The organism is Cupriavidus sp. U2 (assembly GCF_009663685.2).
Taxonomy (GTDB): domain Bacteria; phylum Pseudomonadota; class Gammaproteobacteria; order Burkholderiales; family Burkholderiaceae; genus Cupriavidus; species Cupriavidus necator_C.
The window spans coordinates 19083-45813 of the sequence record NZ_RCOG02000022.1 but is presented as its reverse complement, the minus strand read 5'-3'; the positions used below and the strand labels follow the sequence as shown (position 1 = coordinate 45813).

The window sequence follows — 26731 nt, the reverse complement described above, 5'->3', positions numbered from 1 at the left end:
GCCTCGATCCAACGAGGTGACTTCATGAACGTGTTCGACAAGCTCGTCCTTCGCAACGGTTCCAGCATTCCGAACCGCATCGCCAAAGCCGCGATGGAAGAGAACATGGCTGACGCCGACCATGCGCCGTCCGAGGCGCTGATTCGCCTGTACCGGGCGTGGGCAGACGGCGGCGCCGGCCTGCTGCTGACCGGCAACGTGATGGTGGACGGCCGCGCCATGACGGGTCCGGGCGGCGTTGTGCTGGAAGACGCCACGCACCTCGACAGATTCCGGCGCTGGGCCAGCGCAGGACGCGCCAACGGGGCGCAGTTCTGGCTGCAGATCAACCACCCCGGCCGCCAGATGCCCGCCAGCCTGCGGCAGCCCACCTGGGCGCCCTCTGCCGTGCCGATGGCGCTGGGCAATATGTCCAGGCACTTCAGCCCGCCGAAGGCGATGACCCAGGACGTCATCGAGGATGTGATCCGGCGCTTTGCCCGCACCGCGCAACTGGGCGAACAGGCCGGCTTCACAGGTGTCCAGATCCACGCCGCGCACGGCTATCTGCTGAGCCAGTTCCTGTCGCCGCTGACCAACCTGCGCCACGACGCCTGGGGCGGCCCGCTGGAGAACCGTGCCCGCCTGCTGGTCGAGATCGTCAAGGCGGTACGGGCGGCGGTCTCGCCGGGGTTCGCCGTCGCGGTCAAGCTCAATTCGGCGGACTTCCAGCGCGGCGGCTTCAGCGTCGAGGACGCCCGCGAGGTCGTGAAGATGCTCGACAACCTGGGCGTCGACCTGGTGGAACTGTCGGGCGGCAGCTACGAGGCGCCTGCCATGCAGGGCCAGGCGCGCGACGGCCGCACGCTGGCCCGGGAAGCCTACTTCGTCGAGTTCGCGCAGGACATCCGCGCCGTGGCGACGATGCCCGTGATGGTCACGGGCGGCATCCGCCGCCAGCCGGTGGCCGAGCAGGTGGTCCGCAGCGGCGTGGACATGGTCGGCATCGGCACCGCCCTGGCCATCAACCCCAACCTGCCGCGCGACTGGCTGGCCGGCAAGGACAGCGCACCGGCGTTGCCGCCGATCACGTGGAAAAACAAGGCGCTGGCGTCGCTGGCCAACATGGCGGCGGTCAAGTTCCAGCTGCGCAACCTGAGCCGGGGCAAGGCCACCCACCCCGGGGTGTCGCCGTTGCGCGCGCTGATCCTGCAACAGGTGTCCGATGCCTGCCGCGTGCGCAAGTATCGGCGCTGGGCGGCGCAGCGTGTCAGGGCCTGAGTGGCCGAAGGCCCGCACGGGTTACCCCAAAGTGCCATTGCGCCCCGTCCGCGCGCCCATAAAATGAAGTAGCGGGCGGGCCGCAGGGAGCGCCGCCGCCCGCGCCAGCCGATGTCCGGCACCACGCGCAAAGGAAGCCATGACATGACCATGCGGCCGGGACCGTTCCGGATGCGCCTGGGTTCGCCACGATCGTGGGGCCTGGCGACGGTGTTATCCCTGCTGGCCCAGGTGGCGCTGGCCCAGCAGCTTTTCGGCACAGCCCAGGACGGCATGCTGGCGTTCGGCCAGGCCGTGCTGGCCGACGACCAGCCCGCGCTCACGCAAATGCTCGGCGATGACTTCCGGGCCATCGTCCCGCCCGTCGGCGACGCGGCCCGCGAGACGTTCGTGCGCGCGTGGAACGTGTCCCACACCGTTCGAACGGCCAATGGCCATGCATTCATCGTCGTGGGCGACGACGGCTGGACCCTGCCCGTCCCGCTGGTGAAACGCCCCGCGGGCTGGCAATTCGACACCCGGGCCGGCCTGCAGGAAATGCGCGTGCGCCGCATTGGCCGCAACGAACTTGCCGCGATACAAACCCTGCTGGCCATCCGCGACGCGCAGGACGACTACGCCGAGACCACGCACGACGGCGAAAAGCTCCACGTCTACGCAAGCAAGCTGGCGAGTTCGCCGGGCAGGCACGACGGCCTGTACTGGCCGACCGGGCCCAACGAGCCGCCGAGCCCGCTTGGCGAGGCCTTCAGCAATGCCAGCCGGCCGAACCAGAGCGAGGACGGCTACAACGGATATCGCTTCAAGCTGCTCACGGCACAGGGCAAGCATGCCCAGTCCGGCGCGATGAACTACATGGTGGACGGCAAGCTATTCGGAGGCTTCGCGGTGATCGCCTGGCCCGTGCGCTATGGCGACACCGGCGTGATGACGTTCATGGTGAATCACCTCGGCATCGTCTATGAACGCAATCTCGGCCCGCAGACCGACATGAAGGCGTCCGCCACCCAGACCTTCGATCCAGCCCCGGGCTGGAGGCGGGTATCCCCATGAAGCGCATGGCCATCGCTACGGGCTGCATGGCGCTGATGCTGGCGGGGTGCCAGACGAACCCGCCATCGACGGCCGCCCCGGACAGCGCCGCGCCATCGCAGACGTCTGCCCAGGCCCAACTGGACCAGGCCCGCCTGGCCGCCGTGCAGAAACCGGCCGGTGCCGCGTACAAGCCCGAGGAGATCGAGGCGCTGGTGGCGCCCATCGCCCTGTATCCGGACAGCCTGCTGTCCCAGGTGCTGATGGCATCCACCTACCCGATGGAAATCGTCCTGGCCGCCCGCTGGCTGAAGGCCCATCCGGACCTGAAAGGCGACGCCGCCATCCAGGCCGCGCAAAACGAGCCGTGGGATGCCAGCGTCAAGTCGATGCTGGCCTTTCCGCAGGTGCTGGAGCCGATGAACGACAAGATCGACTGGACGCAGAATCTGGGCGATGCCTTCCTGGCGCAGCAGAAGGATGTCTTCGATGCCATCCAGCGGCTGCGCGCCAAGGCGCGGCAGGCCGGCAACCTGCAGTCCAACGCCCAGCAGACGGTCACCACCCAGACCACCGCGACGGGCCAGAGCGTCGTGATCATCGAGCCCGCCAACCCGCAGACCATCTACGTGCCGGCGTACGACCCTGGCGTCGTGTACGGCCCGTGGGCCTATCCCGCGTACCCGTACTACTACTGGCCGCCCTACCCCGCCTACTATCCCGGCTACGGCTCGGGCATCGCGTTCGGCGTGGGGCTGATCACGGCAGCGGCGATCTTCGGCAACTGCGACTGGAACAACAACAACGTCCATGTCGAACATCACAAGGCCCGCAATATCGACCGAAACTTCGATGCCAGCAAGCTGAGCGGAGACCGCTGGCAGCATGACGCCCGCCATCGCCAGGGCGTGGCCTACCGCGATAACGCGTCGCGCGAGCGGTTCGGACGCAGTTCGCCCGGCGCGGAAGCCCGCAATGGATTCCGGGGCCGCGACGGCACCGCGGGCCGTGACAGCGGGTTCAATGGCGTCGGCAATGGCCGTGGCGAGATGCAACGCGACATGAACCGCGGCAATTCGAGCCTGGGCTCAGGCTCGCGTGGAAATGCCGGCGGCTTCCGTGGTGGTGGTGGTGGACGTGGATTCGGCGGCGGCGGCCGGGGTGGGCGGCGCTAGGCGAGGCCCCGGCGGCTGCCGGCGTCACTGCCGGCATCGCCGCGCCCCGTTCGCTCATATCGGGCCTGCAGGCAGCGGCCGGCTCACTTCACCGGCTCACTTCAGCGGTTCGAAGTCGCCCGGCTTCCAGCTCTTGTCGAATGCCGCCGCCTCCGGGCCGTAGATGCGGATGTAGGCAAACCATCCCTTGCCCGGCGTGGTCTTGATCCAGCGGCCTTCCTTGCCGGCCGGCGCGGTCGGGCCCACATAGAGATCCAGCGGGGCGTCGGTCGGCACATCCTTGAGTTCAAACAAGGAGCGCAGCGCTGCCTTGTCCTGGTCGGTCTGCACCTGCGAGCGCGTTTCGGCATCGTAGATGGTGATCGACCAGAACAGCTTGCCGGGCACTGGCTGGGGCAAGGTCACCTTGTAGTGCTTGCCGCCATCGAGGAATGCCCCGCTGCCGTCGCGCACGGCCATCCAGTACAGCGAACTGGCGCCGGCGCTGCGCCGGAACATGGCGGGCGACGTGACGATGGCCTGGGCAAACCAGCGGTCGCGCGATTCCAGATCCATGCCTGCCGGCGTCTCGAACTGCGCGCTGCCCGGCGTCAGGCCGACCCACTCCCACTTCCGGTCAGGCCAGTTCACCCGGTCGGGGCGGGCGCTATCGAAGGCCGACACCAGCATCTGGTCGCGCCCGGCCCTGGCCGCGCGCTCCAGGATGTCCTTCATGCGTGCATCGGGATGGAACGGCTTGCCTTTCTCGATACCCAGTTCGGCCAGCAAGCCGTACATGGGCAGGAATTGCGGCACGATCCGTTCCTCGTCGATGATCTTCTGCAACACCTGCCAGAACTGGAGATTGCCTTCCCAGCGCAGCGACGAGCTGTCCATGCGCTGCTCGGTCGTATCGACCAGCTTCAGCGGCACCGGACTCGCCGCCGACGACAGCGGGTAGATCCGGATCGCCCGCAAGGCATTGAGCGCACGGGGCAGGTCTCCGCCGACCGGCAGCGCGCGCACCGCGAACAGGTTCTTTACGGACGGCGACGTGCCAACGTGGTAGCCCTTGGGGATCTTTCCCTTGTAGCCGGCCGGCACCACCAGGTGCTTGCCGCCCTTGCCGGCATCCGGCCCCGGAAGGCCGACGTCCTGCACCCAACCCTGGTTGTGATCGTCTACCAGCCCGATATAGGGGCCGGGCGGCAACTCGATGACGACCGGCCCCTGACTCAGGTCGATCACGGCCGATGCATAGGGCGTGTCGGAATTCAGCGTGAAGCCGACCTGCCGCGGACCAGCCGCCGCCATGCCCCATGACTCTCCATCCTTGATCCCCAACTCGCGGTTGCCGTTGAAGATGCCTTCCACCGACACCGTCGGATACCAGAACCGATACGCCGTCATGGCGCGCTGGAAATCCGCATCGTTGCGTGCGGCCTGTGTGGTCTGCGCAGTCGGATAGCCGCGCTCGAATACATACCCCGTGGCGCCTTGGGCGAAGCTGCTGGTCGATGCCGCTACCAGCAGCGTGAACAGCATCATCCTGGAACGTGTCATGCGGATTCTCCGTGGAAGTTGGCATGCGCCGCAATGTGGATCATGGCAGGCATGGCAATCGCCGGACGAGCATATCGCAAGGCGCAGCTGCCCCATGACGGCCCGATGTTGAATGTTTTGATGGAGAGATTTAAGAGAAATGGACAGGTGTCAGGGCGATCATGGCCGGCCAGCGGCCAAAGGGTCCGGACGAAACGGTGGCGTTGCCAGTGCGGCGGCAAACACGTCGACCAGAGCCGGGTCATACAGACTTCCCGCCCCGGCGCAAATGGCCGCCATGGCCAGTTCGTGAGGCATGCCCGGCTTATAGACCCGCGGGCTCACCATCGCATCGTAGGAATCGGCGAGCGCCACGATGCGGGCGGAGAGCGGGATGTCCCGCCCGCGAAGGCCGGCGGGATACCCCGAACCGTCCCATCGCTCGTGATGGTAGTGCGCGACTACCTCCACGGATTGCAGTTGCGCGGCCAGCGTGGCGCAATCGCGCAGCGTCGCCCCGGCGATATCGCTGCCGATCGTCGTGTGCCGCTTCATGGCACCGTATTCGGCCTGGCTCAATTTCCCGGGCTTATGCAGAACCTCCGGCGGCACCCCGATCTTTCCGATGTCGTGATGGCGGGCGCCCACCACGAACAAGCTGGCTTGCTCGGCGGTGATGACATACCCGTCCAGGTTCCACGTCCGCAATACCTTCAGCATGACGCGGACAACCTGGGAAGTCCTGTAGCCATGGCGCGCGATCTCCACGTCGTCCAGATGCAGGCGGGTGTCGCGATGGAAGGGACCGATCGGACGACCCATCCCTCGCGCATAGGACAGCGCATGCCTGACCAGCATTTCATTTGCAGTCGTCATTGAGATCCCCCGGATCATTCAATATCACTGCACCCGACACGCGTGATTGGCCTCCCGGGCGACGCCTACCACGCGTACTTCACACCGACCCTGAGTGCATACTGGTAGAAGCTCTGCGCGCCCCACGCGCCTGACACGTTGCTCCATGCCGTCCAGCGTTTTCCCAGATCGTCATTCACGCCAAGCTTCACTTCATAACGGTTGCTCGGATACATGCTGCCCAGCGGCAGGTCGTTGAACGATATGCTGCTCGATACGCTGGTGTGCCACCAGTTGAGCGTCAGATACGGCTGGATCTTGCGATCCTCCGCACGCAGGAAGGTTCGGTGCAAGCGCGCACCGAGGCGCGTGATCCAGCCGTGGGCATTGGCGCCCCGGACACTGGTGCCGTTCGGCTCGGTGACGTCCGACTCGTTGTAGCCCACATAGATCAGTTGCCCCTGCGGCTCGATCACCCAGTCATTGCGAAGCGGCACCGCATAGCCGGTCTCGCCCGACGCGGCCCAGCCCTGGGCGTTGTAACGGACCGATGGCAGGTATTGCCCGTCGACATGGTTGGTGAACCAGCCGTACTGGAACCACGTGTCCACGTAGGCCCCGAGCTTGTGCTCGTCGTTCTGGTACCAGGTGCCATACCCGCCCACGCTCCAGCCTTCGACCGTGCCCTTTGCGGAGAACGGGTTCCCCCGCGCGGACGCGTTGGTATTGGCGTAGCCGTAGCTGCCCATCAGGCCCAGGTGACCGCGATCCCCCCCGTCACTGAATACCTTCCACTTGGCAAGCTCGGCGCCACCATGCAACAGGAAGGAGTTGGTGCGCGCGGTGAAGATGCCGTTGGCGCTCTTGCTGCCTTGCCAGTTGCCCACCACCCGCAGCCAGCCGGCGCGCGGCTTGTCCTGCTCCGGGTTGAAGCCCTGGCCCTCGACGTACTGCGGCTCTCCCAGGCGGTCGTGCAGGCTATGCACGAACATCTCCCCCACCAGCCGCTGGTTGGCAAGGTACGCGGCGATCTCCGGGCGATAGAGCGGATCGGGGGCTGGCGACGCCGCCTCCGAACGCAGATACCACGCATCCGCGTTGGACCCATCCACACTGCCACGAAACAGCCGATACTCGTAGGCACCGGCGACGGCCCGGCCATCGAGCGCAAAGGCATCGGCGGCAGTGGTGCCGCCCTGGATGGCGTCCACGACCTGGATACCGTTGGCGACGGTCAGCGCCCCAGCGCCGCCGGCGTTTGCCACCCGCAGGCCGGTCGTGCCGCTGGCCGTGCCGCCATGGATCACCAGCTTGTCCGATGCGGAGCCGTCCGCGCCCAGCACCGTGTTCAGCGCGATGACGCCACCCGTGCCGCTGTAGTGCCGGGCGGTCAGCGTCTTGAATCCTCCCGTTGCCGGCGGCGTGAACGCAATCAGGCTGGCATTGTTGGCAAGGTTTGTCAGCGTGGAGTTCGCCGTGACATGCCAGGTGCTGGCGTTTGCCAGATTAAGTGTCGATGTGCTGGCCGCATCGGTGAGCGCGGCGCCGGTCAAGGTGGAAGCGTCGGCGTTGACCACGGCCACGCCGGGGCCGGCCGCATCGGCCGAGACGGTCAGCAGCGCCGTGGCGCCGGAGACCGTGGAGCGCGTCAGGTTGACGGTGGCGTCCGGTCCGATGACAGCGATGGCGGCCCCCTGATCGGACTTCAGCACGGTATCCGTCAGGTTGGCCGTTTCCACGGACAGCGGCGTGGTGGCCTTCGGCAGCAGCGATGGCGCGATCACAGACGCGGGCGCCAGCAGCAGCTCGGATTCACCGCCATTGGCATCGGCCGCGCCGTCCCTTGCGCCGGTCAGGATCGTGCCAAGGCCGACCGACCCGGTGCCACCAATCAGTGTCAGTCCATTGGCCCCAGTCCCCGACGCATGAAGCGTGGCCCCCGTCGCGGTGAAGAGTCCCCCGCTGCCGACACGCACGACGTCGGCATTGGCGCCGGTCGTGGCAAGCGAAGCATTGCCGCCGCCGGCGGCAGGCCGGACGATGGCGGTGGCGGCGGTATCCACCACCAGACCATGGGCACCATCGCCGCTGGTGGCGATCGTCGTCCCATTGAGCGTCAGCAGGCCGCCCTGCTCCGCATAGGCCCCGTGGCCGTCCAGCCCCGTGGTCGTCACGCTGCCGCCATTCGCCTGCAACTGGCTGTTCGCGCCGGTCGCGGCCAGGCCAATAGCGTGCTGGTTCGATGTCGTGACCGGAACGGTGTCGAGCGATATCGCACCGCCACCCCGCGCCACGGCCCCGTGCGCCCAGGCACCGCTGCTCGCAATGCTGCCACCCGTCGCCGTCACACGCGATGGGCTGTTGCCCGCCGCGTTGGTGCCCGAGGCCAGCAACCCGGCGGCGCTCGTGCCATGGGTCTGAAACTGTGTGTCGTTCACCGTGATATTGCCGCCGACAGATGCCGACGCCCCGGTGCCGCTTGTACCGAACGTTTCCACGGTTGTGGTACTTGCGTTGATCGATGACGACTCCGAGGCCCGCAGGCCGACGCCCGTCGTGCCATAGGTCTTGATCGAGCTGGCAGTGAGCGTGCCGCTGGACCCTTCCTGCATGTTGAAGCCATAGGAACCGATGTTTCCGGCGGCGACCTCGCCCGAGGTGCTGAGTGTCACGTGATCGGCCTGCACGGTCCCGCCAAGCCGCGCATTGATGGCACCGCCGATCTGGCCTGTGGTCGTGATCGTCGTGCCCGATACGATGCCGCTCGATCCTGCATCCTTGACGAAGACGCCGTAGGCGCCCGTGATGCCCGCAAAAGCGCCCGATGTCGTGACGCTTCCCCCATTGACCGTGACCGCCGCACCGCTGGACGCCACGACGCCGTAGGCGCCGTTCTCGGTGCCCGATAGGAACGTGCTGCCCGCCGTCGTGATATCGACGTTGGTGACAGATGCCCTGCTGCCGGCGCCCGCCACGTAGACGCCAAACCCGCCCGGGCCGGTCGTCGAAATAGTCGAGTTCGATATCGATCCGCCGGCGCCGCCGTTCACCATCATGCCGTATGCCAGCGTCGATGCGCCGCTTGCCCCGCCCGTCGCGATGCGTGCATGGCTTACCGTGGCATTGGCGCCGGTACCGTACAGCCAAAGGCCGGTCGCGCTGCTCCCGTTCGTCGTGATCGAAACGCCGTCTGCATTCAAGGTGCCGCCGGCCGCTCCAACGGTCTGGACGAGAATGCCCGTGGAACTGTTGCCGGTTCCTGTGGTCGTGATCGATACCCCGCCCGTCCCAGGGCTGATAACACCGGTTCCGCCATACACATACAGGCCATAGCCGGAGGCGTTGAGGACGATCGGGCCCGGCGAGGCCCCGAACGTCGGGTCCAGCGTTGCCGTCCGGCCGCTATTGATTTTGACGCCGTTGCCCGTGACCGTTATCGTCGTTGACCCGGCCACCGTCCCGTCGGCGGAGCTGACAATGATTGGCGTGGTGATCGTCCCCGGGCCGTACGTGGCGGCCAGCGCGGATCTGACAACACCGGGCGCCATGCACACGGCGACGATGAGGAATGGGTATCGGGCGCAGGACCGGCATCTGACCATGCTTGCAAACCTCTCGCTGGAACGATTGCAGTGAATGGCAAGCCGGGCATGCATGCTGCGCCCGATACTGGCCGGCGGCGTCACGCGCCTGGACGGGCATGCTTCCCCATGCAGGGAGCCAGCACGGCTGGCCGGAATCGCGATGGGTTCAGAATACAATCCGCGTCCCGGGAACCTATATGAAATATTTCAAAAAACGTATTAAGAGGAGCCTTTAACCGTTAATGCCGTTTTTAACGTTTTCTGCATTGTCAGAATCGGTGCGTGCGGCGGGCGGGCTCCCCACGACGGAATTTTGGCGGAATGGTGGGACGGCGGCGATGGCGTGGTCAGGCGGCCGTCACAGGGCGCACCCGTACGGGCCCTGCAGGCCGGTGCCGCCATGGCTTGTTCTGGTGAGCCAGTGCGTCCTTGCCACGGCCTTGGGCGATCCCTACCCGCCGGCGGACCCGGTCGGACTGGCTTCTGCCTTACGGTGTTCCATGGGGCGCTCGTTCGCGTACGTCCCCATCGGCTAGTTCGCCGATAAAGACGGCGCGGTGCCCCGACAGCAGCGCCTTTACCGCGTCCAGTTGCGTGACCGGCACATCGGACACGATCAGTCGTGCCGCGTATCCATCCGGGTGCTCGGCGCCGTCGGCGCTCTGCACCCCTACGATTTCCACCATCAGGCTCCGAAGGTCCGCCAGAAGGCCTTCGCCACCCGCTTCCCTTTCATTCTCGGCAGCCAGCCGCAAGGCCACGTTGAGCCCCGGGTACGTCTCGACAAGCGCCTGACACGCGGCCCCGGCCGTGCCGCTCTCGGCAAATCCGGCAACGATGGTTGGCATGGGAATCTCCGTCAGTCGGCAAATCATCCTCCGGTAGCGCGCAAATTGCGTGCCCGGCGGATCTCCATTCGCATCTCGCGTACCGGCGGGGCCGCCGGACCCGCCGGGCACATTCGATGCGTGCGGCGACCGCATCCGGGGCCGGTCATGACGGCCGGCCCTGCCGCCCCCCCACCGCCTGGAGCCAAACATGAAAGCCCTTTGCTGGCATGGAAAGCACGACATCCGCTGTGACACCGTCCCCGACCCGACCATCGAGCATCCGCGCGACGCCATCATCAAGGTCAGCAGTTGCGCCATCTGCGGCTCGGACCTTCACCTGTTCGACGGCTTCGTGCCCGGCATGGAAAAGGGCGACATCATGGGCCATGAGTTCATGGGCGAGGTCGTCGAAGTGGGCGCGGAGAACCGGCGCTTGAAAGTGGGAGACCGCGTGGTTGTTCCCTTCACCATCGTTTGCGGCGAATGCGATCAGTGCCGCCGGGGCAATTTCTCGGTCTGCGAACGGACCAACCGCAACAAGGCCACTGCCGACAAGGTATTCGGACACGCCACGGCCGGCCTGTTTGGCTACACCCATCTGACAGGCGGCTATGCAGGCGGCCAGGCCGAATTCGTACGCGTGCCGTATGCCGACGTTGCGCCGGTCAAGATACCCCAGGGCATCAGCGACGAATCGGTGCTGTTCCTCGGCGATATCCTGCCCACCGGCTGGCAGGCGGCAGCCGCCTGCGACATCCAGCCAGACGATGTCGTTGCCGTATGGGGCGCAGGCCCCGTGGGCCAGTTCGCGATCCTGAGCGCAAAGATCATGGGCGCGCAACGGATTCTCGCCATCGACAACGTCGTGGAGCGGCTGGCCATGGCCCAGCAGCTTGGCGCCTCGCCGGTGAACTTCGATGCGGTCAACGTCGTTGAGGCGCTCAACGAACTGACCAACGGCAAGGGGCCGGACAAGTGCATCGACGCAGTCGGCCTGGAAGCCCACGCCACGGCGTCGCTCGATTCCGTCTACGACCGCATCAAGCAGGCGGTCATGCTGGAATCCGATCGGCCGCATGTGCTGCGCGAAATGATCTACGTGTGCCGGCCGGCTGGCATTCTTTCAATTCCTGGCGTTTATGGCGGCCTGGTCGACAAAATCCCCATGGGCGCCCTGATGAACAAGGGGCTCACGATCCGCACGGGACAGACCCATGTGAATCGCTGGACCGACGACCTGCTGCAGCGCATCCTCGACGGCCAGATCGACCCGTCCTTCATCATCACGCACCGCGTGGCACTGGAAAACGGCCCCGACATGTACAAGACATTCCGCGACAAGCAGGACGGCTGCATAAAGGTCGTCATGACCATGTAGCGCGCCACCGGCGATGGAATGCGTCTTGCAACACCTGGCTGGGCGGCCCGCCACCCAGCCGATTTCCATGCGACGCGGCGGGGGTACGCGCGGCCAGCCTGCTTGAGCGCCCCAACGTTTTCCTGGAGGACCCGCCATGAAGCACGAAGAAACCAGCAGCCGCCACCCGGCGCGCAAGCCCACAAACGCCGAACGGCAGAAGCCATCGACGGATGCCGATGCCATTCCGGGGCGCAATCCCCAGACCGAGGGGCCCGGCGCGTCGCAAGGCGGCAAGCAGCCGACGCCCAACGAGATCATGAACGAGCAAGTGTCGCCGCGAGACGAGCAAGGCAATCGCGACCAGTCCGACAAGCCCCACGTGAGTGGCTGATCCGTTCCCCCGATGGCCTCATGCCGACGGCCCCGCGTTGGGCCTACGGCTTGGGCGCAGGATCGATGGCGGCCGGCTCCATCAGGTAGAAGCCGTGGATGAGCAGGTCGTACATGACCGCTGGCGCCGAAATACCGATCAGCGAGGTGGTTTCGGAAAATTCCGCTTTCTCCATCGATTGAATCTCGCCGAGCCACTTCAGGACATGGGTCGGCAGATTTTCCAGTTCGAGTCCCGAGCGGACCAGCAGCGCGCGGCGCGCGCCTCGATACAGCGTCACGTCCAGCACCACATCGCTGAGAAACCGCGGGCGATCGGCGAACATTTCAGCGCCCTCCAGGAATACTGCGCGCGCGGAAACGCAGCGCCTCCAGAGACCCGCGCAGCGCGGCCAGCTGGCGCTCGGCGTCCACATCCGGCAAGCCGGACTGCTGGCTCGCCCGGATACGGCGCTCCTGCGCCGAGATCTGGCCTTCCAGTTCGCCAATGTAGCGGTGGATGAGCAAGGCGCTCTTGAAGTTTTTCATGATCTGTCCGGAACGATGGCAATTCGCTCTTTTTATTTTGAAAATTACGCCATCGGCACGGCGCCTGCGCGTTAGGGAAGGCAAGCATTCCGGACAGTCGAACCGGGCCGGCAAGAAAAAGCCCGCGCGAACGCGGGCGAAAGGAGAGGAGACGATAAGGACGGCACCGGAGGCGCCGTCGGGGTCCATCTCGCATGGAATGTACCCGGCCCCAACCCTACCGGGCGCGGCGGCATCGCAGTTCCGGCGTGCAGCATGCGCGGTGCGCGCGCGACGAACCTTGCAACTCGCGACGGGAGACGTTGTAGATTCGCGCGGCTCCCTGACGCGTCACCGGTACGGTTCATGTCACGGATTTCATGGGATTGGTCGTGCCGCCATACGGATCACGCCCCTTCGGAAATTCGTTCGACTCCCCCCGCTCGACGCCGCCGCCATAACTGCTTGCGGCAGAGCCCGTGGCGGGGCTGGAATGGCTGATGCCGCTGACATGCCCGTCCGCGCTTGCGCTGGCACGCTGCTGGGCCATCCGTATCCGGTTCAACACATCGCGCACACCAGGCACTTGCGCAGCCAGTTCCTCGATCCACCGCTTCTGGCGCCGGTCCTGGACCCATCCGCTCAGTTCCACGACGCCGCCATCGACGCCGACCTCGACATCGCGCACATCCACGGCATCGCTGTATGCCAGCCGCCGGCAAAGATCTTCCCGAATGCTCTCGTCGGGGCGCGTGTAGCCCTTGGGGACTGCCCTCGTATGCTGTGGGTATTCGTTCATGGCCACGATCTCCTGTTGCAGTTTCCTTCGGCGCTCAGGCATCGGACCCAGGCGACCCTGGGCCTGAATGGCGTCGAAACCTCGGAGCGACGCAAGAACCGTGACTGGGGAGCTAACGTCGATGGCGCGCCCAGGGCGGGGCAAAAAGTGCGCCGAAATTCGCCCGTGGCTCGCACGCCCCGCCCACCTCGCCTGCTGCCGCGTCGGCAGCTATTCGCGTGATTCCGGGACGCCCTGCATGGGCATGCTGCTGGCATTCGATGCTGCACGCCTGCGTTGGCGCCGCAGGAATTGCGGCAGGAAGCGCCGCACGCTGTCGTCCGGAAACCGTACGTCGACCCATTCCTCCGATACGTCGACGGCGATGCCATCCCCAAACCGGCGCGCCCGCACGGCGTCTCCCTTCGCGAAAGGCAACGCCGGCAACGCTGCCGGCGCACGCGCGGTGTCACTGGCCGGATGCGACACCACCTCGGCCAGGCGCTGGCAGCTATCGCAAATGCCGCAGCGTTCCGGCCCATCCGTCTCGCCGTAGTACGCGAGCAACGTCGCCCACCGGCAGCTTCCGCTCCGAGCGTAATCGAGCATGGCCTGAAGCGTTGCGTGGTCCTCCCGACTGCGCGCGGCGTAGCAATCGGCGATCTTGTCGACACCGGCTTCATCGCGATCGCGCAACGAAAACCGGCCGCGGCCGTCGCGCTGCACAATGCCAAATTCGCGCAGCATCCGCATGCCCGCCTGCAGGCGCCGTATGCCGATATCGTCCAGTGCCGCACGCAGCGACAACATGTCCATTGGCGTCTCGCGGACCATCGTCGCCATCCGGCGCAGATCCGTTGCGGACGGATATCGGCCGGCCAGGAAGAACTGGTGAATCCGCTTGTCCTTTTCGTCGAATACCAGCGTGCAGCGCGCAAGATCGCCATCGCGCCCCGCCCTGCCGGATTCCTGATAGTAGGCATCGAGGCTGCCCGGTGACTGGGCGTGCACGATGAACCGCACGTCGGGCTTGTCGATGCCCATGCCGAACGCGTTGGTGGCCACCATCACATCCACCGCGCCGGACATGAAGGCGTCCTGCGCATCGCGCCTTTGCGTCGCCGCCAGGCGCCCGTGATAGAGCGCCACGCGACTGCCGGTCTGCTGCAAGGCGCCATGCAACCGTTCGGCCACGGCGACCGTCGCCGAATAGACGATGCCCGCGCCCGTTTGCGCGGACACGAGCCGCCTTACAGCGTCAAGCCGGGCGGCGTCCCCGGACACATGCTCGACCGCGTAGGCAAGGTTCGGCCGGAACAGCGGTGCGCGTACGACGCGGGGGTCCCGCATGCCGAGTTCCCGGACGATATCGTCAATGACCGCTTCCGTGGCCGTGGCGGTCAACGCCAGCAGCGGGGGCCGGGACAACGCGGCGGCGGCGTCACGCAACCCCAGGTAGGCGGGCCGGAAGTCATGGCCCCACTGCGAAATGCAGTGCGCTTCGTCCACGACGAACAGGGCGATCCGATTGCGGCGCAGGACATCCAGAACTTCGGGGTTCTCCAGTTGTTCGGGCGTCGTCAACAGGATGCGCTCGTGGCGCTGCGCCAGATCGTCGAGCGCCGCATCGCCTACCGCGCTATTGAGCACGGCAGGGGCAAGATCGAGCGCACCCAGCTTCGTCGCCTGGTCCTGCATCAACGCAATCAGCGGCGACACCACCACGGTCAGGCCGTCGCGCATCAGCGCCGGAAGTTGAAAGCACAGCGACTTGCCGCTGCCGGTCGGCATGACGGCGATAGTGTCCCGTCCCTGCAGCACGCTGGCCAGCACCTCCGCCTGGCCAGGGCGCAAGCGCGTGACACCAAAGCGGCGCCGTAGTACCCGCATCAAAGCGGGCGGGAGCGTCGGGGACATTGCTGGTCGGGAACGGAACATGCCGCCGCGCACGGCCCGGGCGATTCGGTAGCGATATCCATGAAGTCTCCGCACAACCTCCTGAAGCGGGGCGCAGCGCATGGGTACGTCACTGCCGTACGCGCCCGATCCCGCACCGCTGCAACTTGCGTACCACACAGGGCTGGCGCGTCCGGTAGGTCGATGCCTGCCCATGCGCGACCGGGCAGTCTGCCTGCAGGACTCAATAGGCCGCAGTCCGGCATCGGCTTCAGCGTCCGTCCGACATCGGCATGTCACGCAACCACGTATCCCTTGGTCTCGAACCGTCCCCGCCTTGCGTGCATGTCGTTCCCGTCCTGGCACCGCGGGCAGACGTACAGGGAGATACCCATGCAAGCGCACACGCCAGAGGACAGCCGTGATTCAGCCGCCAGCGATCCGAAAGGCCACGAGGACGCCCCATGGTACAAATTGATGGGCCCGGGTCTCGTGACCGGGGCGGCCGATGACGATCCCAGCGGCATCGTTACCTATGCACAGGCCGGCGCCCAGTTCGGTAACGGATTGCTGTGGAGCCTGCTGTTTTCGTTGCCGCTGATGATTGCGATCCAGCTTGTCTGCGCACGCCTGGGCCGGATCTCTGGCAGCGGCATCGTTGCGAACGTCCGCCGGCACAAGTCACAAAAGCTGGCCTACGGGTTCGTGGTGCTGCTGGTCCTGGCCAACACGTTGAACATCGGCGCCGATCTGGCTGCGATGGGCGACGCGCTGGCGCTTGTCGCAGGCGGGCATCGCTGGATCTACACGCTGGCGTTTTCCGGCGTCTCCCTGCTGCTCCAACTCTTTGTGCCCTATCGACGCTATGCCGGTTATCTACGCTGGCTGAGCCTGTCGCTGCTGGTCTACGTCGTCGCCATGTTCATGCTCAAGGTGAACTGGCGCGACGCGATGGTTTCCCTCATCCTGCCGCACGTCCATTTATCCAACGGCTATCTGCTGGTGCTGGTCGCGGTCTTCGGCACCACCATCAGCCCGTACCTCTTTGTCTGGCAGGCGGCATCGGAGGTCGAGGAACTCGAAGCGGACCGCACGGCCCATCCTTTACGCGATGCGCCGGAGCAGGCCAGGCAGGAACTTCGCCGCATCAACATTGACACGATTACCGGCATGGTCGTGTCGGCGGTGATAGCGCTCTGCATCATGCTGACCGCCTCTTACGCCCTGCACGCACAGGGTGTGCTCGACATCGCGTCGTCCGTCGACGCCGCCAAGGCGCTGGAGCCGGTTGCCGGAAAGTGGGGCGTACTGCTGTTCGCACTCGGCATCATTGGCACGGGCCTGCTTGCCGTGCCGGTGCTGGCTGGGTCAGTTGGCTACGCGGCGGCCGAGGCGATGCGCTGGCGACGAAGCCTCGAAGAAAAGCCGCTGTCGGCCAGGCACTTCTATGCGGTCATTGCGGTCTCGATGATCATCGGCGCAGCTCTCTGCTTCGCGCCGATCGAGCCGGCCAGGCTGCTGGTATGGAGCGCCGTCCTCAATGGAATCGCCGCCGCGCCCGCGATGGTCATGCTGCAACTGATGTCCCGCGACCACCGGATCGTGGGCCCATTCGCGCCGTCGCCGTGGATACATCGCCTGGCGTGGTGCGCCACGGGCGTGATGTGGCTGACGGTGCTCGTTCTCTGCGTGACGGCCGTTTCGGGTTGAAAAAAAGAAGCCCGCCACTGGAGATGGATCGGGCCCAAGCTTCACGACTGCATGGCGGCACATTAGCGTGCCGGCGCTGCGTTCCCTGTCGGTGACTGTCTGATTTTTTGCACCGCACCATCGGATGGCTCCGCCGTGTTACGCGAAATGTCCGGGACTCCGGCCGACTGGCATTCTTTCAATTCGTGGCGTTTATGGCGGCGTAGCCGACAAATTCCGGGCGGCGCGCCACCGTATGGCAGCACCCGCGCGCCTTGCGGCGTCGTTGCAGAGCTGGAATACGTCTTGCAGGGGCCTTGCGGGACGGCACTCGGTTTGGCCGTCTCACCATCAAACCACCCCACAGCACGAGACATCATGGACAAATCCAAACTACCCGTCGAACAGCGCGCCGCACTCTCCCTGCTGGTGGACGATCACCGCAGCGTCAAGAAACTCTTCAAGGCATTTCAGGATGCCAAGGACGACGCCGAGAAGCAGTCGATCGCGGCCGAGACCTGCCAGCAATTGACCGTCCATGCGCAGATCGAGGAAGAGATCTTCTACCCTGCCCTGCGCGGCGCCAGCGACAAGATCGACGACATGCTCGACGAGGCCAAGGTCGAGCACGCTGTGGCGAAGGACCTGATCGCCAAGATCGAGGCCGGCAACAGCGAGATGCTGGAGGCGCACTACACCGTATTGTCGGAGTACGTGGGCCACCACGTCGCGGAAGAAGAGAACGAACTCTTCCAGGCCGTGATCCGCGCCAAGGTCGATCTCAAGGAGGTGGCGCAACAGCTCGAAGCGCGCAAGGCCGAACTCACCGGCCAACCGGCTTGATTCCCCACCCGCCGCCCGCGCTTCGGAGCGATCCGTTCCGCAACAGGAGTCATCGATCATGACCAAGACAGCATCACCGTCAAACCGCTCGGAGCAGGACGCCCGGGCAGAAGACAAGTCGGGCAAAGCCGCGACGACACCGAGCAAGAAGCCCGCTAGCGGCCACCATGCCGCGAGCCACGTGAAGGCGGGCAAGACGCACGGTGCGGGCGGCGGCGCCAAACAACGCCACGGTCCGAAGTAAATCCCGGGCCGAGGACACTGAAACGGAGGCTCTTATGCAAAGTCACTTCTGGCGTCCGCTGGTCGCCATTGCCAGCGTACTCGTCTGGTCGTCAGCGGCCGTGGCGCAAGGCTCCAGCCTGTCGCCAGCCTCGGGCACCACCGGCAATGTCACGCCGGATAGCACGAAAGGCACCACGGCGGGCGGCTCGGCCGGCGCATCGCGACCGGCTCACAGCGACAGCAAATTCATCGAAGACGCCGCGCACTCGGGTCACGCGGAAATCGAGGCAAGCAAGCTCGCTCAGCAAAAAAGTCAGAACGCGGATGTCAAGTCGTTTGCCGACAGGATGATCCACGACCACGGCAAGGTGGGTGCTGAACTGGATGCCCTGGCCGCCAAGAAAGGCGTCACGACACCAAAGGAACCCTCCACCACGCAAAAGAGCGAGATCAAGGCCTTGAGCGCACTCAGCGGTGCCAAATTCGACAAGATGTACGCAAGCCGCATAGGCGTCGCCGCGCACGAAAGCGCCGTGAAGACATTCCGCGAGGCGTCGAACACGGCGAAAGACGCTGACGTCAAGGCGTTTGCCGCCAAGCATCTGCCCGACCTGGAAGGCCATCTGCAGATGGCCCGTGATCTGAAGAAGAAGGTCGGCGACGACTGACCGCAATAGCACCGCGATAGCGTACTCGCCCCCGGGCGTAGCGCATATGCCCCTGTCGCCCCTGTCGCCCCTGTCGCCGCACAGCAGCGACAGGGGTGGCTTGCCAGCGATCGCAGGCTAGACCAGGCCGGCAGCGGCAATCATCCCCGCCAAGGTGATCGCGATCCCCGTCAACATCCGGACGGGGTGCCGACGCCAATGGAAAGCGGCGGAATCTGCGAGGGACATGATGGCTTCCTAGCGTGCCGGCGCCTCGTCGGCTGCGGCATCTCCCACGCCATCCACATCGCCGTCCGCCTTGCCCAGATCCGCGCCGGTGACCGGATCGCTATTGACGTCCGACTGGCCTCGCATCGCAAATGCCTCCAGCGTCGATTGCTGGTCTGCCGGCAGGGCCACGCTGGCCGAGCCATCTCCGCCATCGACGGCGGGCGTGGGCGTATCCACAAAGGAAAACGTACTGTCCGCGTTCCAGGGTCCGCGAATCACCTCGCCGCCTTGGGACATCTTGAAATACACGCTGGCAAATTTTGGATCGGCGGGCATTTTTCCCGGCGGGAAGCTTGGCGTGATCGAGTACAACGCCTTCTCGAACGACTTCTGGTGCGACACCTCCCGCGTCATCAGAAACCCCAGGGCTTCCTGCACGCTCGGATCATCGGTGACATTGATCAGCCGCTCATAGATCAGCTTCGCCCTCGCCTCGGCAGCGATGTTCGACCGCAGATCGGCGGTCGGCTCACCGATTGTGTCGATATACGCCGCGGTCCACGGCACCCCGGCCGAGTTCACCAGCGCGGGGCCACCGCCATACAGGATCTGCGTCACGTGGCTGTCGTTGCCCGCACCTTGCAGAGAGCGATAGAGTTCCGCCTCCTGTTGCACGCCTTCCGCCAGTTCTCCCTTGGCGCCCCGGTTCAGCATGGCGATCAGCGAGCCGATGATCTCCAGATGGCTGAGTTCCTCTGTCGCGATGTCGAACAGCATGTCCTTGCGGCCGGGATCTTCCTCCGCCAGCGCCTGGGTAAAGTACCGGCACGCAGCCGCCAGCTCTCCCTGCGGACCGCCAAATTGCTCCAGCAGCAGATTCGCCACGCCCGGATCGGGACGTGAAACGCGCACGGTGTACTGCAATCGCTTGTTGTGGATGAACATGACGAATCCTCCAGGTTGATCACCAATGATGGCAAACGCGCCTACCGGCGTTCGCAACGGTTGTGCCACCTTCACGCCCGAAGCGCCCCGGCAAGAAAAGGCCCGCGCGAACGCGGGCCAAAGGAGAGGAGACGATATGAACGGCTCCGCCGAGGAGCCGTCGTGAGGCGTTCCGCATGGAACGTACCTGCGCAACGTCCAACGGAGCCGGCAAGGCGCGCGGGACGTAGCACCGCATGCGCCATCCCGGAAGGCGCGCGAATTGCAAGTCGCGTGTGGAGACGTTGTAGATCAGGGGATGACGCGCTCGCGCAGCCGCTTGGCGTCGAATGGCGCGTTCACCTTCTTGTCGTTATCGAAATAGCAGTACACGTCGCGCCGGGTGGCCCGTCGCGGCGGCTGTGGGGCGATGCGGACCGCATCGGCAGGCTCCCGTCCATGTGCCCACGCGTAGATGCGGGCCGCCCAGCGGTCCAGCGATGCATCGGGATAGGCGCCGCTGTACAGCGCGTCGGCGCCGTGCAGGCGCATGTAGATGAAATCGCTGGTCACGTCTTCCGCGTAGGGCCAGTCAGCAATGGCGTGCGACACCACCAATGCCACCCGATGCTCGCGGAGCAGCGCGGGAAACTCCGCGGTGCAGAAACTGTCGTGTCGCACCTCCACCGCGTGCCGAAGGCGGCTGTTTCCCTTGGTGCCATACCACGGCGACCTGACACGGGTATCGTGCTGGGCCGCCAGCGCCCGCGCTTCGCGCGAAGATTTTGGCAACAGCGACAAGAATCTGTCGAACCGCTCGGCATCGAAGCGGAAGTTGGGCGGAAACTGCCAAAGGAAGGGTCCCAGCTTGCGACGAAGCGCAAGCACCCCGGACGCATAGAAGTTGGCCATCGCCGGCACGGCTTTCTCATCGCGGAAGCGCAGCAGGTGCGTCAAATATCGCGGCCCCTTTACCGCGAACACAAAATCGTCGGGCACCGCATCGTGCCAGGCCTGCCAGCTCTCTATCGACTGCAGCGAATAATGGGAGCCGTTGATTTCGATGGTGTCCACCTGGCGCGACGCATACTCCAGCTCACGGCGCTGGGGAAGCTTGGGCGGGTAGAAGACGCCCCGCCACCCCGCATAGCGCCAACCCGATATGCCGATGCGGACTGTCATTGCGCGCGCGATTGACTCGAATTCGAACTGCCCTGGAAAGCGATCATGTGAGCTGTCGTGTCAGCCTGGATATCCCGGCCGTTCGCAATCTTCATTCCCGGATCGTGTCCCCGACTGCTCATGCCGCCGCCTGTATCGACAGTACCGCAACCGCCACTCGCCTGCAACGGTACGGTCCGTGCGTGGCATGCTTCCTGCTGCCCTTTGCCATGGCTGCTGGACACCGTTCAAAGGACCCTGCGATGAAAAACCCCTGGCTCAAGAAGAATCCGTTGCTCAGCATGTGGCTCAGCGGCGCCAACGGCGTGATCGGCGCGGCGCGCGGACGCGCGCTGTCCGAGGGCAGGCGCCAGACGGCCACGGCCGCCGCGGCCGTCACGAAGGCGGCAACGGATGCGTGGCTTGCCGCGCTGACGCCGTCCAAGCCCGCGCGCAAGCGCACAACCCAACGGCGCCGCAAGTAGGCGGATGTACCGGGGTTCGCGCGGCAATTCATGCAAGCGAAGGTCCGCATGACCGACGATATCCCGCCAGTTCGGCTTTCGGACACCGATGCCCCGGCGACGGCGCCCGCGTCACTCGAGGGCGACAACTTCGTCCGCGTGCGCGGCGCGCGCGAGCACAACCTCAAGAATGTAGATGTCGATATCCCGCGCAACGCGCTGGTAGTGTTCACCGGAGTGTCCGGTTCGGGCAAGTCCTCGCTCGCGTTCGGCACGCTCTACGCCGAGGCGCAGCGGCGCTATTTCGAATCCGTCGCGCCTTATGCGAGGCGGCTGATCGACCAGGTTGGCGTGCCCGAAGTCGACAGCATCGAAGGCTTGCCGCCCGCCGTGGCGTTGCAGCAGCAGCGCGGCGCGCCGAACGCACGATCTACCGTGGGCAGCGTCACCACGCTGTCGAGCCTGGTACGGATGCTGTACTCGCGCGCCGGCACCTATCCGGCACGCCAGCCGATGCTCTACGCCGAGGACTTCTCGCCAAACACCGTGGAGGGCGCCTGCCCGACATGCCACGGGCTCGGACGCATCTACGATGTCACCGAGCGGTCGATGGTGCCCGACGATTCCCTGACCATCCGCGAACGCGCCGTGGCCGCCTGGCCGCCGGCCTGGCATGGGCAGAACCTGCGCGACATCCTCGTCACGCTCGGCTACGACGTCGATACGCCCTGGCGCGACCTGCCGAAGAAGGACCGCGACTGGATCCTCTTTACCGAGGACCAGCCCACCGTGCCGGTCTATGCGGGCTTCACGCCGCGTGAGGTGCGCGCGGCACTCAAGCGCAAGCTGGAGCCCAGCTATCAGGGCACGTTCACCGGCGCGCGGCGCTATGTGCTGCAGACCTTCGCCACCACGCAGAGTGCGCTGATGAAGAAGCGCGTGGCGCAATATATGATCGGGCGTGATTGCCCGGCATGCCACGGCAAGCGGCTGAAGAAAGCGGCGCTGTCGGTAACGTTCGCCGGCCTGGACATCGGCGAACTCACGCACCTGCCCCTGGCCCGCGTGGCCGAGATCATGCGTCCGATCGCGCAAGGCGAATCGCCCGGCCCGGCCGGGTCCGCCGCGGTACTGAGCCGCAAGGCGGCGCGCGCGGATACGGCGCGGCGTCTGGCGGCGGGCGGGTCGGCGCACAAGGCCGCCCCCGACGTGCGGCGCACGCCCAATCTGTCCGACGAGAAGCGTCTGGCCTCGCAACGCATCGCCGAGGAACTGATGGAACGGTTGGCCACGCTGATCGATCTGGGCCTGGGCTACCTGTCGCTCGACCGCAGCACGCCGACGCTGTCCTCAGGCGAGCTGCAACGGCTGCGACTGGCCACGCAGATCTCGTCGCAACTGTTCGGCGTGGTGTACGTGCTCGACGAACCGTCGGCCGGACTGCATCCCGCCGATGGCGAGGCGTTGCTCGTGGCATTGCGCCGCCTGAAGGCCGCCGGCAACTCGCTGTTTGTCGTCGAACATGATACGCAGACCATGCGCCACGCGGACTGGATCGTCGATGTCGGGCCAGCCGCCGGCGAGCATGGCGGGCACGTGCTCTACAGCGGGCCGCCCGGCGGCCTGGCGGGGATCACGGCGTCGCGCACCGCGGCCTACCTGTTCGACGCACCGGCGCGGCAGCATCGTGCGCCGCGCGAACCGGCCGGGTGGCTGAAGCTGGCCCATGTCTCGCGCAACAACCTGCGCCGCGTGGATGCGGAAATCCCGCTTGGCAGCTTCACGGCAGTGACCGGGGTTTCGGGTTCCGGCAAGTCCAGCCTGATCAGTCAGGCCCTGCCCGAACTCGTGAACCGGCATCTGGGACGCACCGACGACAGCGATGCCGACGACGAGCGCGACCCGCTGTTCGCCGTCACCGACACACCGACCGAGGGACGTATCGCTGGCGGCATGGAGGGGGTGCGCCGGCTGGTGCGCGTGGACCAGAAGCCGATCGGACGCACGCCTCGCTCGAACCTGGCCACTTACACCGGCCTGTTCGACCACGTGCGCAAGCTGTTCGCCGCGACGCCTGCCGCGCGCAAGCGGCGCTACACGGCCGGCCGCTTCTCGTTCAATGTGGCCCAGGGCCGCTGCCCGACCTGCGAAGGCGAAGGCTTTGTCAGCGTGGAGCTGCTGTTTCTGCCAAGCGTCTACGCGCCGTGCTCGGCGTGCCACGGCACGCGCTACCGGCCACAGACGCTGGAAATCACCTGGCAGGGGCGGAACATCGCCGAAGTGTTGGACCTGACCGTCGACGCTGCCTGCGAATTCTTTGCCAAGGAAGCCCCCGCGATGCGCGCACTAACGGCTTTGCGCGACATCGGGCTCGGTTACCTCCGACTCGGACAGCCGGCCACGGAACTGTCGGGCGGCGAGGCGCAGCGTATCAAGCTGGCCACCGAACTCCAGCGCGCACAGCGCGGCGACACGCTGTACGTGCTCGACGAACCCACCAATGGCCTGCATCCCGCCGATGTGGACCGCCTGCTCGTACAGTTGCAGGCGCTGGTGGACGCTGGCAACACCGTGGTTGTGGTCGAACACGACATGCGGGTGGTGGCGCAGGCCGACTGGGTCATCGACATCGGACCCGGCGCCGGCGACAAAGGGGGACGCATCGTGGCAAACGGCCGTCCCGATGTCGTCGCCACTTCTCCCGCCAGCGTGACGGCGGCTTACCTTGCGAACGAACTGGGCTAAGCCGAGGTAGCAGCCGGATTATCGTGAGGGTATGTTATTAGTGGTGCAGTGATAATCGTTTGTATTTTGCTGTCCTGATTGCGCCCTTTCCTGACACGAATCGCGTGGGTTTTTCGAAACGCATGACTGCGGACGACTGTTTTTGCTGCCGTTTCTCCCGCCATTCCCGATAAAAACGCTGGGTTTCTGCGCAGCAATAACCGCAAAAAAATCCTAAACTGCTGTGGCTGGGGCTCTTCCCGTCACAAAATCTCTCCGAATTTGAGCGATACCAACTCATCTATTTCGCGTATTTGTGTTAACCATAATACAGCCACGATGTAAGCGTACGCTACATTGATATAGCGACGTCGAATGCGCATGAGATGCTCCAAAGAGAGCACTTGGTTTCACGTGGTTCAGTTTCCCGCGCGGATAACGCCTCTTTTTTGCGAATTCGAGATGTTGAGAGAAATCAGGTTTGGAGCGGCGCGCGCTGCGGATATGCATGCCGTCGCGGAATTCTGTGCTGCGTGGGAAATCGAGGCACAGACAGACACGGCGGATGAAACACGGCTTCACCATGTGGGCCGCCTGGAGGGAAAAATCGTCGCATGGGCATTCGGAGAATGCCTTGACGAGACGTTTGTGGTGCGTGCGGTGTTCGTCCTGCCCGAACTCCGACAGCAAGGCATTGCAACGCTTCTGGTTGGCGCTTTGCTGATGCGCGCCCGCACCCATCGTTGCACGACAGCAATATTACTCACCACGGACCATCCCACCTTTTTTGCCCGTCATGGTTTTTCGCTGACATCGCTGGATGCCGTATCGCGAAAACTAAAACTGTCGCGTGAATTCCAAAGACGGTTTGGGGCGCGAATGCTGTGCATGTGCCGGCGGCTTGATTGAGCGGTCCGGGCTCCCACGGCACTGCCCGGTAATTTTCATACGTCAATACTGCATGCCGGCGAAACTTCTGCGGTCCCCGCTATCGGTGTCATGCACGAACAAAGAACCGCAAAAGACTGGGGCCGCCGCACGCTGACGTTGCCACGCGCGCCCTTTCCGGACCTGCACCGCCAATCGGGCGTGCTTGTTGCATCTGCCTTCGGATCCACCTATCGACGGAGGCCCCATGAAGATCCCGGTGCGCATCTTCACGGTCATCCATGGTTTGATGGCCCTGCTCTTCACCTGCGCAACGCTGATGTTGATTGCGATTGCGGCTCGCATCGGCGCGACCGTGTTTGTGAGCCAGTGGGACCAGGCCAGCGCGCAAGCGGTCATTGAAGCCATTGGATTGCTGGCGGGAGCCGTGGTCGCATTGCAGATCGCCGAGACTATCGTGGAGGAAGAGGTCATACGGGAGGCTGACGTGAGTGCCCCGACACGGGTACGACGTTTCCTGTCGCGATTCCTGGTGGTCGTCGTGGTCGCGCTGGCCATCGAAGGTCTCGTGGCAACCTTCAAGGCGCTGCACCAGGATCCGTCGCAGCTCGGCTATGCGGCCGGACTGATTGCCTCGACAGCCTTGCTCCTGGCCGCCTGGGGTCTGTTCGTCTACCTGAATCGATCGGCGGAAGAGCTGGAACCAGAGGCCATGGAAGAGGCAAAACGCGAAGACAAGAAGTTGCAATAGTGCCGCGCGTGCCCTGCCGCGGCTTCTCACAGGTATCGGTGCAACCCCTGCGCCGCATACTTGCCGCCCGAACCCCGCCCAAAAACAAGCCGCCCGAAGGACCCACATCGGCATCAAACCGGTGTCAGGCCACCTGCCATTGGCATATCATCCACACTTGGGAACCCCGACGCGATTGCCTTGACCGGCACCTTTGAATCGGAGAAGGAACGACCTTCCCGCCCAAGACAGGACAAACGACAAGAATGACACGCCGGACCACGAAGGCATCTTCGGCACAAACGACCGAGCAGACAAAAGAAGGCGCGCCGTCGGCGGCGCAGGCCCCGACGGCACTGCCTAGTCGGTTGCCTTACCTGATTGGGCGCACCGACCGGATCGTCAAGCGCCGCCTGGGCGAGGTGCTGGCCCCGCACGGGCTGACCCTGCCGCAGTTCACGGCCCTTTCCGTGTTGCATGCGCGAGGCCCGACTTCCAACGCGCAATTGGCCGAACGCTCGCTCATCTCGCCTCAGTCAGCCAACGAGGTGGTCAAGACGATGGAAGCGCGCGGCTGGATCGTACGCCAGCCGGACCCATTGCACGGGCGCATCGTACTGCTGAGCCTGACCGACAGTGCGCGGCATTTGCTTCGGCAATGCGATGACACGGTTGCAGCGATGGAGCGCGACATGCTGGAGGGCATCGATGCCGCGCACGCTGCCATGCTGCAAGAACTGCTGAAAACGTGCGCGCGTAACCTGCGCTGAAAGCGCATACCGCTCGCTCAGGCGAGGACGGCGCTGGCCAGCAGCGACCAGCGCCGTCGCGCCGGGCGCTGTATCCAACTTTCTGACCCCCACCGCTTTCCCGCCTGAAATTCCCGCAATCCCATCCACGTTTACCCTCGATTTCCGGGTCTTCTCTTGTCATTCCAAGGCAGACTGAATACAGTCTGTATACAACAAAGCTGAAACGCCGCCTGGTCCTGCGCGGCTCGCCCCCACGGAGACAACC

General features: G+C 65.2%; 24 protein-coding genes. 14 read left to right on the top strand and 10 right to left on the bottom strand.

Annotated features, from left to right (window positions below; translation table 11 throughout):
• Nucleotides 1–24 precede the first annotated feature (24 nt).
• From D9X30_RS16620 to D9X30_RS16610, 3 genes are all read left to right on the top strand, one after another.
• Nucleotides 25–1260, top strand: coding sequence for an NADH:flavin oxidoreductase/NADH oxidase family protein (locus D9X30_RS16620; protein WP_153948296.1), 1236 nt, complete (start codon nt 25–27; stop codon nt 1258–1260).
• Nucleotides 1261–1404: 144 nt separating this feature from the next.
• Complete coding sequence (locus D9X30_RS16615) at nt 1405–2313, top strand: DUF2950 domain-containing protein (protein ID WP_228770950.1); 909 nt, start codon at nt 1405–1407, stop codon at nt 2311–2313.
• On the top strand, nt 2310–3467 hold the full coding sequence (locus D9X30_RS16610) for a DUF3300 domain-containing protein (RefSeq protein WP_153948294.1): 1158 nt from the start codon (nt 2310–2312) through the stop codon (nt 3465–3467). Before D9X30_RS16615 ends, D9X30_RS16610 begins: the two co-directional genes overlap by 4 nt.
• A 96-nt stretch (nt 3468–3563) precedes the next feature.
• Here D9X30_RS16610 and D9X30_RS16605 read toward each other — a convergent pair whose 3' ends face one another.
• From D9X30_RS16605 to D9X30_RS16590, 4 genes are all read right to left on the bottom strand, one after another.
• The gene (locus tag D9X30_RS16605; RefSeq protein WP_228770949.1) at nt 3564–5009 is read right to left on the bottom strand and encodes a DUF1254 domain-containing protein; all 1446 of its coding nucleotides are present in this window, start codon (nt 5007–5009) and stop codon (nt 3564–3566) included.
• A gap of 159 nt (nt 5010–5168) precedes the next feature.
• Entirely contained in the window at nt 5169–5846 is a 678-nt protein-coding gene (locus tag D9X30_RS16600; protein ID WP_194946530.1) for an HD-GYP domain-containing protein, read from the bottom strand.
• An 83-nt stretch (nt 5847–5929) separates the two neighbouring features.
• Nucleotides 5930–9391: an autotransporter outer membrane beta-barrel domain-containing protein gene (locus tag D9X30_RS16595; protein WP_153948292.1), complete on the bottom strand. Its 3462-nt coding sequence runs from the start codon at nt 9389–9391 to the stop codon at nt 5930–5932.
• 524 nt (nt 9392–9915) lie between these two features.
• Nucleotides 9916–10275, bottom strand: a complete 360-nt coding sequence (locus tag D9X30_RS16590; protein WP_153948291.1) for a hypothetical protein — start codon at nt 10273–10275, stop codon at nt 9916–9918.
• Nucleotides 10276–10465: 190 nt separating this feature from the next.
• Here D9X30_RS16590 and D9X30_RS16585 point away from each other — a divergent pair, with 190 nt between their 5' ends.
• Entirely contained in the window at nt 10466–11635 is a 1170-nt protein-coding gene (locus D9X30_RS16585; protein ID WP_153948290.1) for a zinc-dependent alcohol dehydrogenase, read from the top strand.
• Between the two features lie 136 nt (nt 11636–11771).
• On the top strand, nt 11772–12008 hold the full coding sequence (locus tag D9X30_RS16580; RefSeq protein ID WP_153948289.1) for a hypothetical protein: 237 nt from the start codon (nt 11772–11774) through the stop codon (nt 12006–12008).
• 43 nt (nt 12009–12051) lie between these two features.
• On the opposite strand, the gene D9X30_RS16575 is transcribed toward D9X30_RS16580, so the two are convergent.
• From D9X30_RS16575 to D9X30_RS16560, 4 genes are all read right to left on the bottom strand, one after another.
• The gene (locus D9X30_RS16575; protein ID WP_153948288.1) at nt 12052–12333 is read right to left on the bottom strand and encodes a hypothetical protein; all 282 of its coding nucleotides are present in this window, start codon (nt 12331–12333) and stop codon (nt 12052–12054) included.
• 1 nt (nt 12334) lies between these two features.
• Nucleotides 12335–12535 (bottom strand): hypothetical protein, encoded by a 201-nt coding sequence (locus D9X30_RS16570; RefSeq protein ID WP_153948287.1) that lies wholly within the window; start codon nt 12533–12535, stop codon nt 12335–12337.
• A 343-nt stretch (nt 12536–12878) separates the two neighbouring features.
• Nucleotides 12879–13313 (bottom strand): BON domain-containing protein, encoded by a 435-nt coding sequence (locus tag D9X30_RS16565; protein WP_194946529.1) that lies wholly within the window; start codon nt 13311–13313, stop codon nt 12879–12881.
• 210 nt (nt 13314–13523) lie between these two features.
• Entirely contained in the window at nt 13524–15182 is a 1659-nt protein-coding gene (locus tag D9X30_RS16560; RefSeq protein ID WP_349632234.1) for a RecQ family ATP-dependent DNA helicase, read from the bottom strand.
• A gap of 399 nt (nt 15183–15581) precedes the next feature.
• On the opposite strand from D9X30_RS16560, the gene D9X30_RS16555 reads away from it, so the two are divergent.
• The 4 genes from D9X30_RS16555 (at nt 15582) to D9X30_RS16540 (ending at nt 18613) form a co-directional block, all read left to right on the top strand.
• A complete protein-coding gene (locus tag D9X30_RS16555; RefSeq protein ID WP_153948285.1) occupies nt 15582–16898 on the top strand; it encodes an Nramp family divalent metal transporter in 1317 nt (438 codons plus the stop codon).
• A gap of 357 nt (nt 16899–17255) precedes the next feature.
• Nucleotides 17256–17720 (top strand): hemerythrin domain-containing protein, encoded by a 465-nt coding sequence (locus D9X30_RS16550; RefSeq protein ID WP_153948284.1) that lies wholly within the window; start codon nt 17256–17258, stop codon nt 17718–17720.
• 58 nt (nt 17721–17778) lie between these two features.
• A complete protein-coding gene (locus tag D9X30_RS16545; protein ID WP_153948283.1) occupies nt 17779–17964 on the top strand; it encodes a hypothetical protein in 186 nt (61 codons plus the stop codon).
• 34 nt (nt 17965–17998) lie between these two features.
• A complete protein-coding gene (locus D9X30_RS16540) occupies nt 17999–18613 on the top strand; it encodes a DUF4142 domain-containing protein (protein ID WP_153948282.1) in 615 nt (204 codons plus the stop codon).
• Nucleotides 18614–18850: 237 nt separating this feature from the next.
• On the opposite strand, the gene D9X30_RS16535 is transcribed toward D9X30_RS16540, so the two are convergent.
• Nucleotides 18851–19768 carry a manganese catalase family protein gene (locus D9X30_RS16535; protein ID WP_153948449.1) on the bottom strand — a complete coding sequence of 306 codons (918 nt, stop codon included), beginning with the start codon at nt 19766–19768 and terminating at the stop codon, nt 18851–18853.
• Nucleotides 19769–20059: 291 nt separating this feature from the next.
• Entirely contained in the window at nt 20060–20929 is an 870-nt protein-coding gene (locus D9X30_RS16530) for a DUF72 domain-containing protein (protein ID WP_153948281.1), read from the bottom strand.
• 242 nt (nt 20930–21171) lie between these two features.
• Between D9X30_RS16530 and D9X30_RS16525 the strand changes: the two genes are divergently transcribed.
• The 5 genes from D9X30_RS16525 to D9X30_RS16505 all read left to right on the top strand — a co-directional run bounded on the left by D9X30_RS16525 (nt 21172) and on the right by D9X30_RS16505 (nt 26484).
• Complete coding sequence (locus D9X30_RS16525; protein ID WP_194946528.1) at nt 21172–21393, top strand: hypothetical protein; 222 nt, start codon at nt 21172–21174, stop codon at nt 21391–21393.
• A gap of 48 nt (nt 21394–21441) precedes the next feature.
• Nucleotides 21442–24117: an excinuclease ABC subunit UvrA gene (locus D9X30_RS16520; protein WP_153948280.1), complete on the top strand. Its 2676-nt coding sequence runs from the start codon at nt 21442–21444 to the stop codon at nt 24115–24117.
• Between the two features lie 360 nt (nt 24118–24477).
• Nucleotides 24478–25005 carry a GNAT family N-acetyltransferase gene (locus D9X30_RS16515; RefSeq protein WP_194946527.1) on the top strand — a complete coding sequence of 176 codons (528 nt, stop codon included), beginning with the start codon at nt 24478–24480 and terminating at the stop codon, nt 25003–25005.
• A 226-nt stretch (nt 25006–25231) separates the two neighbouring features.
• Nucleotides 25232–25735 (top strand): hypothetical protein, encoded by a 504-nt coding sequence (locus D9X30_RS16510; RefSeq protein ID WP_153948278.1) that lies wholly within the window; start codon nt 25232–25234, stop codon nt 25733–25735.
• Nucleotides 25736–25980: 245 nt separating this feature from the next.
• Nucleotides 25981–26484, top strand: a complete 504-nt coding sequence (locus D9X30_RS16505) for a MarR family winged helix-turn-helix transcriptional regulator (RefSeq protein ID WP_153948277.1) — start codon at nt 25981–25983, stop codon at nt 26482–26484.
• The last annotated feature ends 247 nt before the right edge of the window (nt 26485–26731 follow it).

Excerpts from the sequence above, each read along its gene's own strand:
- D9X30_RS16540 (WP_153948282.1), top strand. The coding sequence starts at position 17,999 with ATGCAAAGTCACTTCTGGCGTCCGCTGGTCGCCATTGCCAGCGTACTC.
- D9X30_RS16575 (WP_153948288.1), bottom strand. The coding sequence starts at position 12,333 with ATGTTCGCCGATCGCCCGCGGTTTCTCAGCGATGTGGTGCTGGACGTG.
- D9X30_RS16555 (WP_153948285.1), top strand. The coding sequence starts at position 15,582 with ATGCAAGCGCACACGCCAGAGGACAGCCGTGATTCAGCCGCCAGCGAT.
- D9X30_RS16560 (WP_349632234.1), bottom strand. The coding sequence starts at position 15,182 with ATGCGGGTACTACGGCGCCGCTTTGGTGTCACGCGCTTGCGCCCTGGC.
- D9X30_RS16535 (WP_153948449.1), bottom strand. The coding sequence starts at position 19,768 with ATGTTCATCCACAACAAGCGATTGCAGTACACCGTGCGCGTTTCACGT.
- D9X30_RS16615 (WP_228770950.1), top strand. The coding sequence starts at position 1,405 with ATGACCATGCGGCCGGGACCGTTCCGGATGCGCCTGGGTTCGCCACGA.
- D9X30_RS16610 (WP_153948294.1), top strand. The coding sequence starts at position 2,310 with ATGAAGCGCATGGCCATCGCTACGGGCTGCATGGCGCTGATGCTGGCG.
- D9X30_RS16600 (WP_194946530.1), bottom strand. The coding sequence starts at position 5,846 with ATGCTGGTCAGGCATGCGCTGTCCTATGCGCGAGGGATGGGTCGTCCG.
- D9X30_RS16530 (WP_153948281.1), bottom strand. The coding sequence starts at position 20,929 with ATGACAGTCCGCATCGGCATATCGGGTTGGCGCTATGCGGGGTGGCGG.
- D9X30_RS16525 (WP_194946528.1), top strand. The coding sequence starts at position 21,172 with ATGAAAAACCCCTGGCTCAAGAAGAATCCGTTGCTCAGCATGTGGCTC.
- D9X30_RS16565 (WP_194946529.1), bottom strand. The coding sequence starts at position 13,313 with ATGAACGAATACCCACAGCATACGAGGGCAGTCCCCAAGGGCTACACG.
- D9X30_RS16580 (WP_153948289.1), top strand. The coding sequence starts at position 11,772 with ATGAAGCACGAAGAAACCAGCAGCCGCCACCCGGCGCGCAAGCCCACA.
- D9X30_RS16595 (WP_153948292.1), bottom strand. The coding sequence starts at position 9,391 with ATGGCGCCCGGTGTTGTCAGATCCGCGCTGGCCGCCACGTACGGCCCG.
- D9X30_RS16585 (WP_153948290.1), top strand. The coding sequence starts at position 10,466 with ATGAAAGCCCTTTGCTGGCATGGAAAGCACGACATCCGCTGTGACACC.
- D9X30_RS16605 (WP_228770949.1), bottom strand. The coding sequence starts at position 5,009 with ATGACACGTTCCAGGATGATGCTGTTCACGCTGCTGGTAGCGGCATCG.
- D9X30_RS16505 (WP_153948277.1), top strand. The coding sequence starts at position 25,981 with ATGACACGCCGGACCACGAAGGCATCTTCGGCACAAACGACCGAGCAG.
- D9X30_RS16515 (WP_194946527.1), top strand. The coding sequence starts at position 24,478 with ATGAGATGCTCCAAAGAGAGCACTTGGTTTCACGTGGTTCAGTTTCCC.
- D9X30_RS16520 (WP_153948280.1), top strand. The coding sequence starts at position 21,442 with ATGACCGACGATATCCCGCCAGTTCGGCTTTCGGACACCGATGCCCCG.
- D9X30_RS16550 (WP_153948284.1), top strand. The coding sequence starts at position 17,256 with ATGGACAAATCCAAACTACCCGTCGAACAGCGCGCCGCACTCTCCCTG.
- D9X30_RS16620 (WP_153948296.1), top strand. The coding sequence starts at position 25 with ATGAACGTGTTCGACAAGCTCGTCCTTCGCAACGGTTCCAGCATTCCG.
- D9X30_RS16510 (WP_153948278.1), top strand. The coding sequence starts at position 25,232 with ATGAAGATCCCGGTGCGCATCTTCACGGTCATCCATGGTTTGATGGCC.
- D9X30_RS16545 (WP_153948283.1), top strand. The coding sequence starts at position 17,779 with ATGACCAAGACAGCATCACCGTCAAACCGCTCGGAGCAGGACGCCCGG.
- D9X30_RS16570 (WP_153948287.1), bottom strand. The coding sequence starts at position 12,535 with ATGAAAAACTTCAAGAGCGCCTTGCTCATCCACCGCTACATTGGCGAA.
- D9X30_RS16590 (WP_153948291.1), bottom strand. The coding sequence starts at position 10,275 with ATGCCAACCATCGTTGCCGGATTTGCCGAGAGCGGCACGGCCGGGGCC.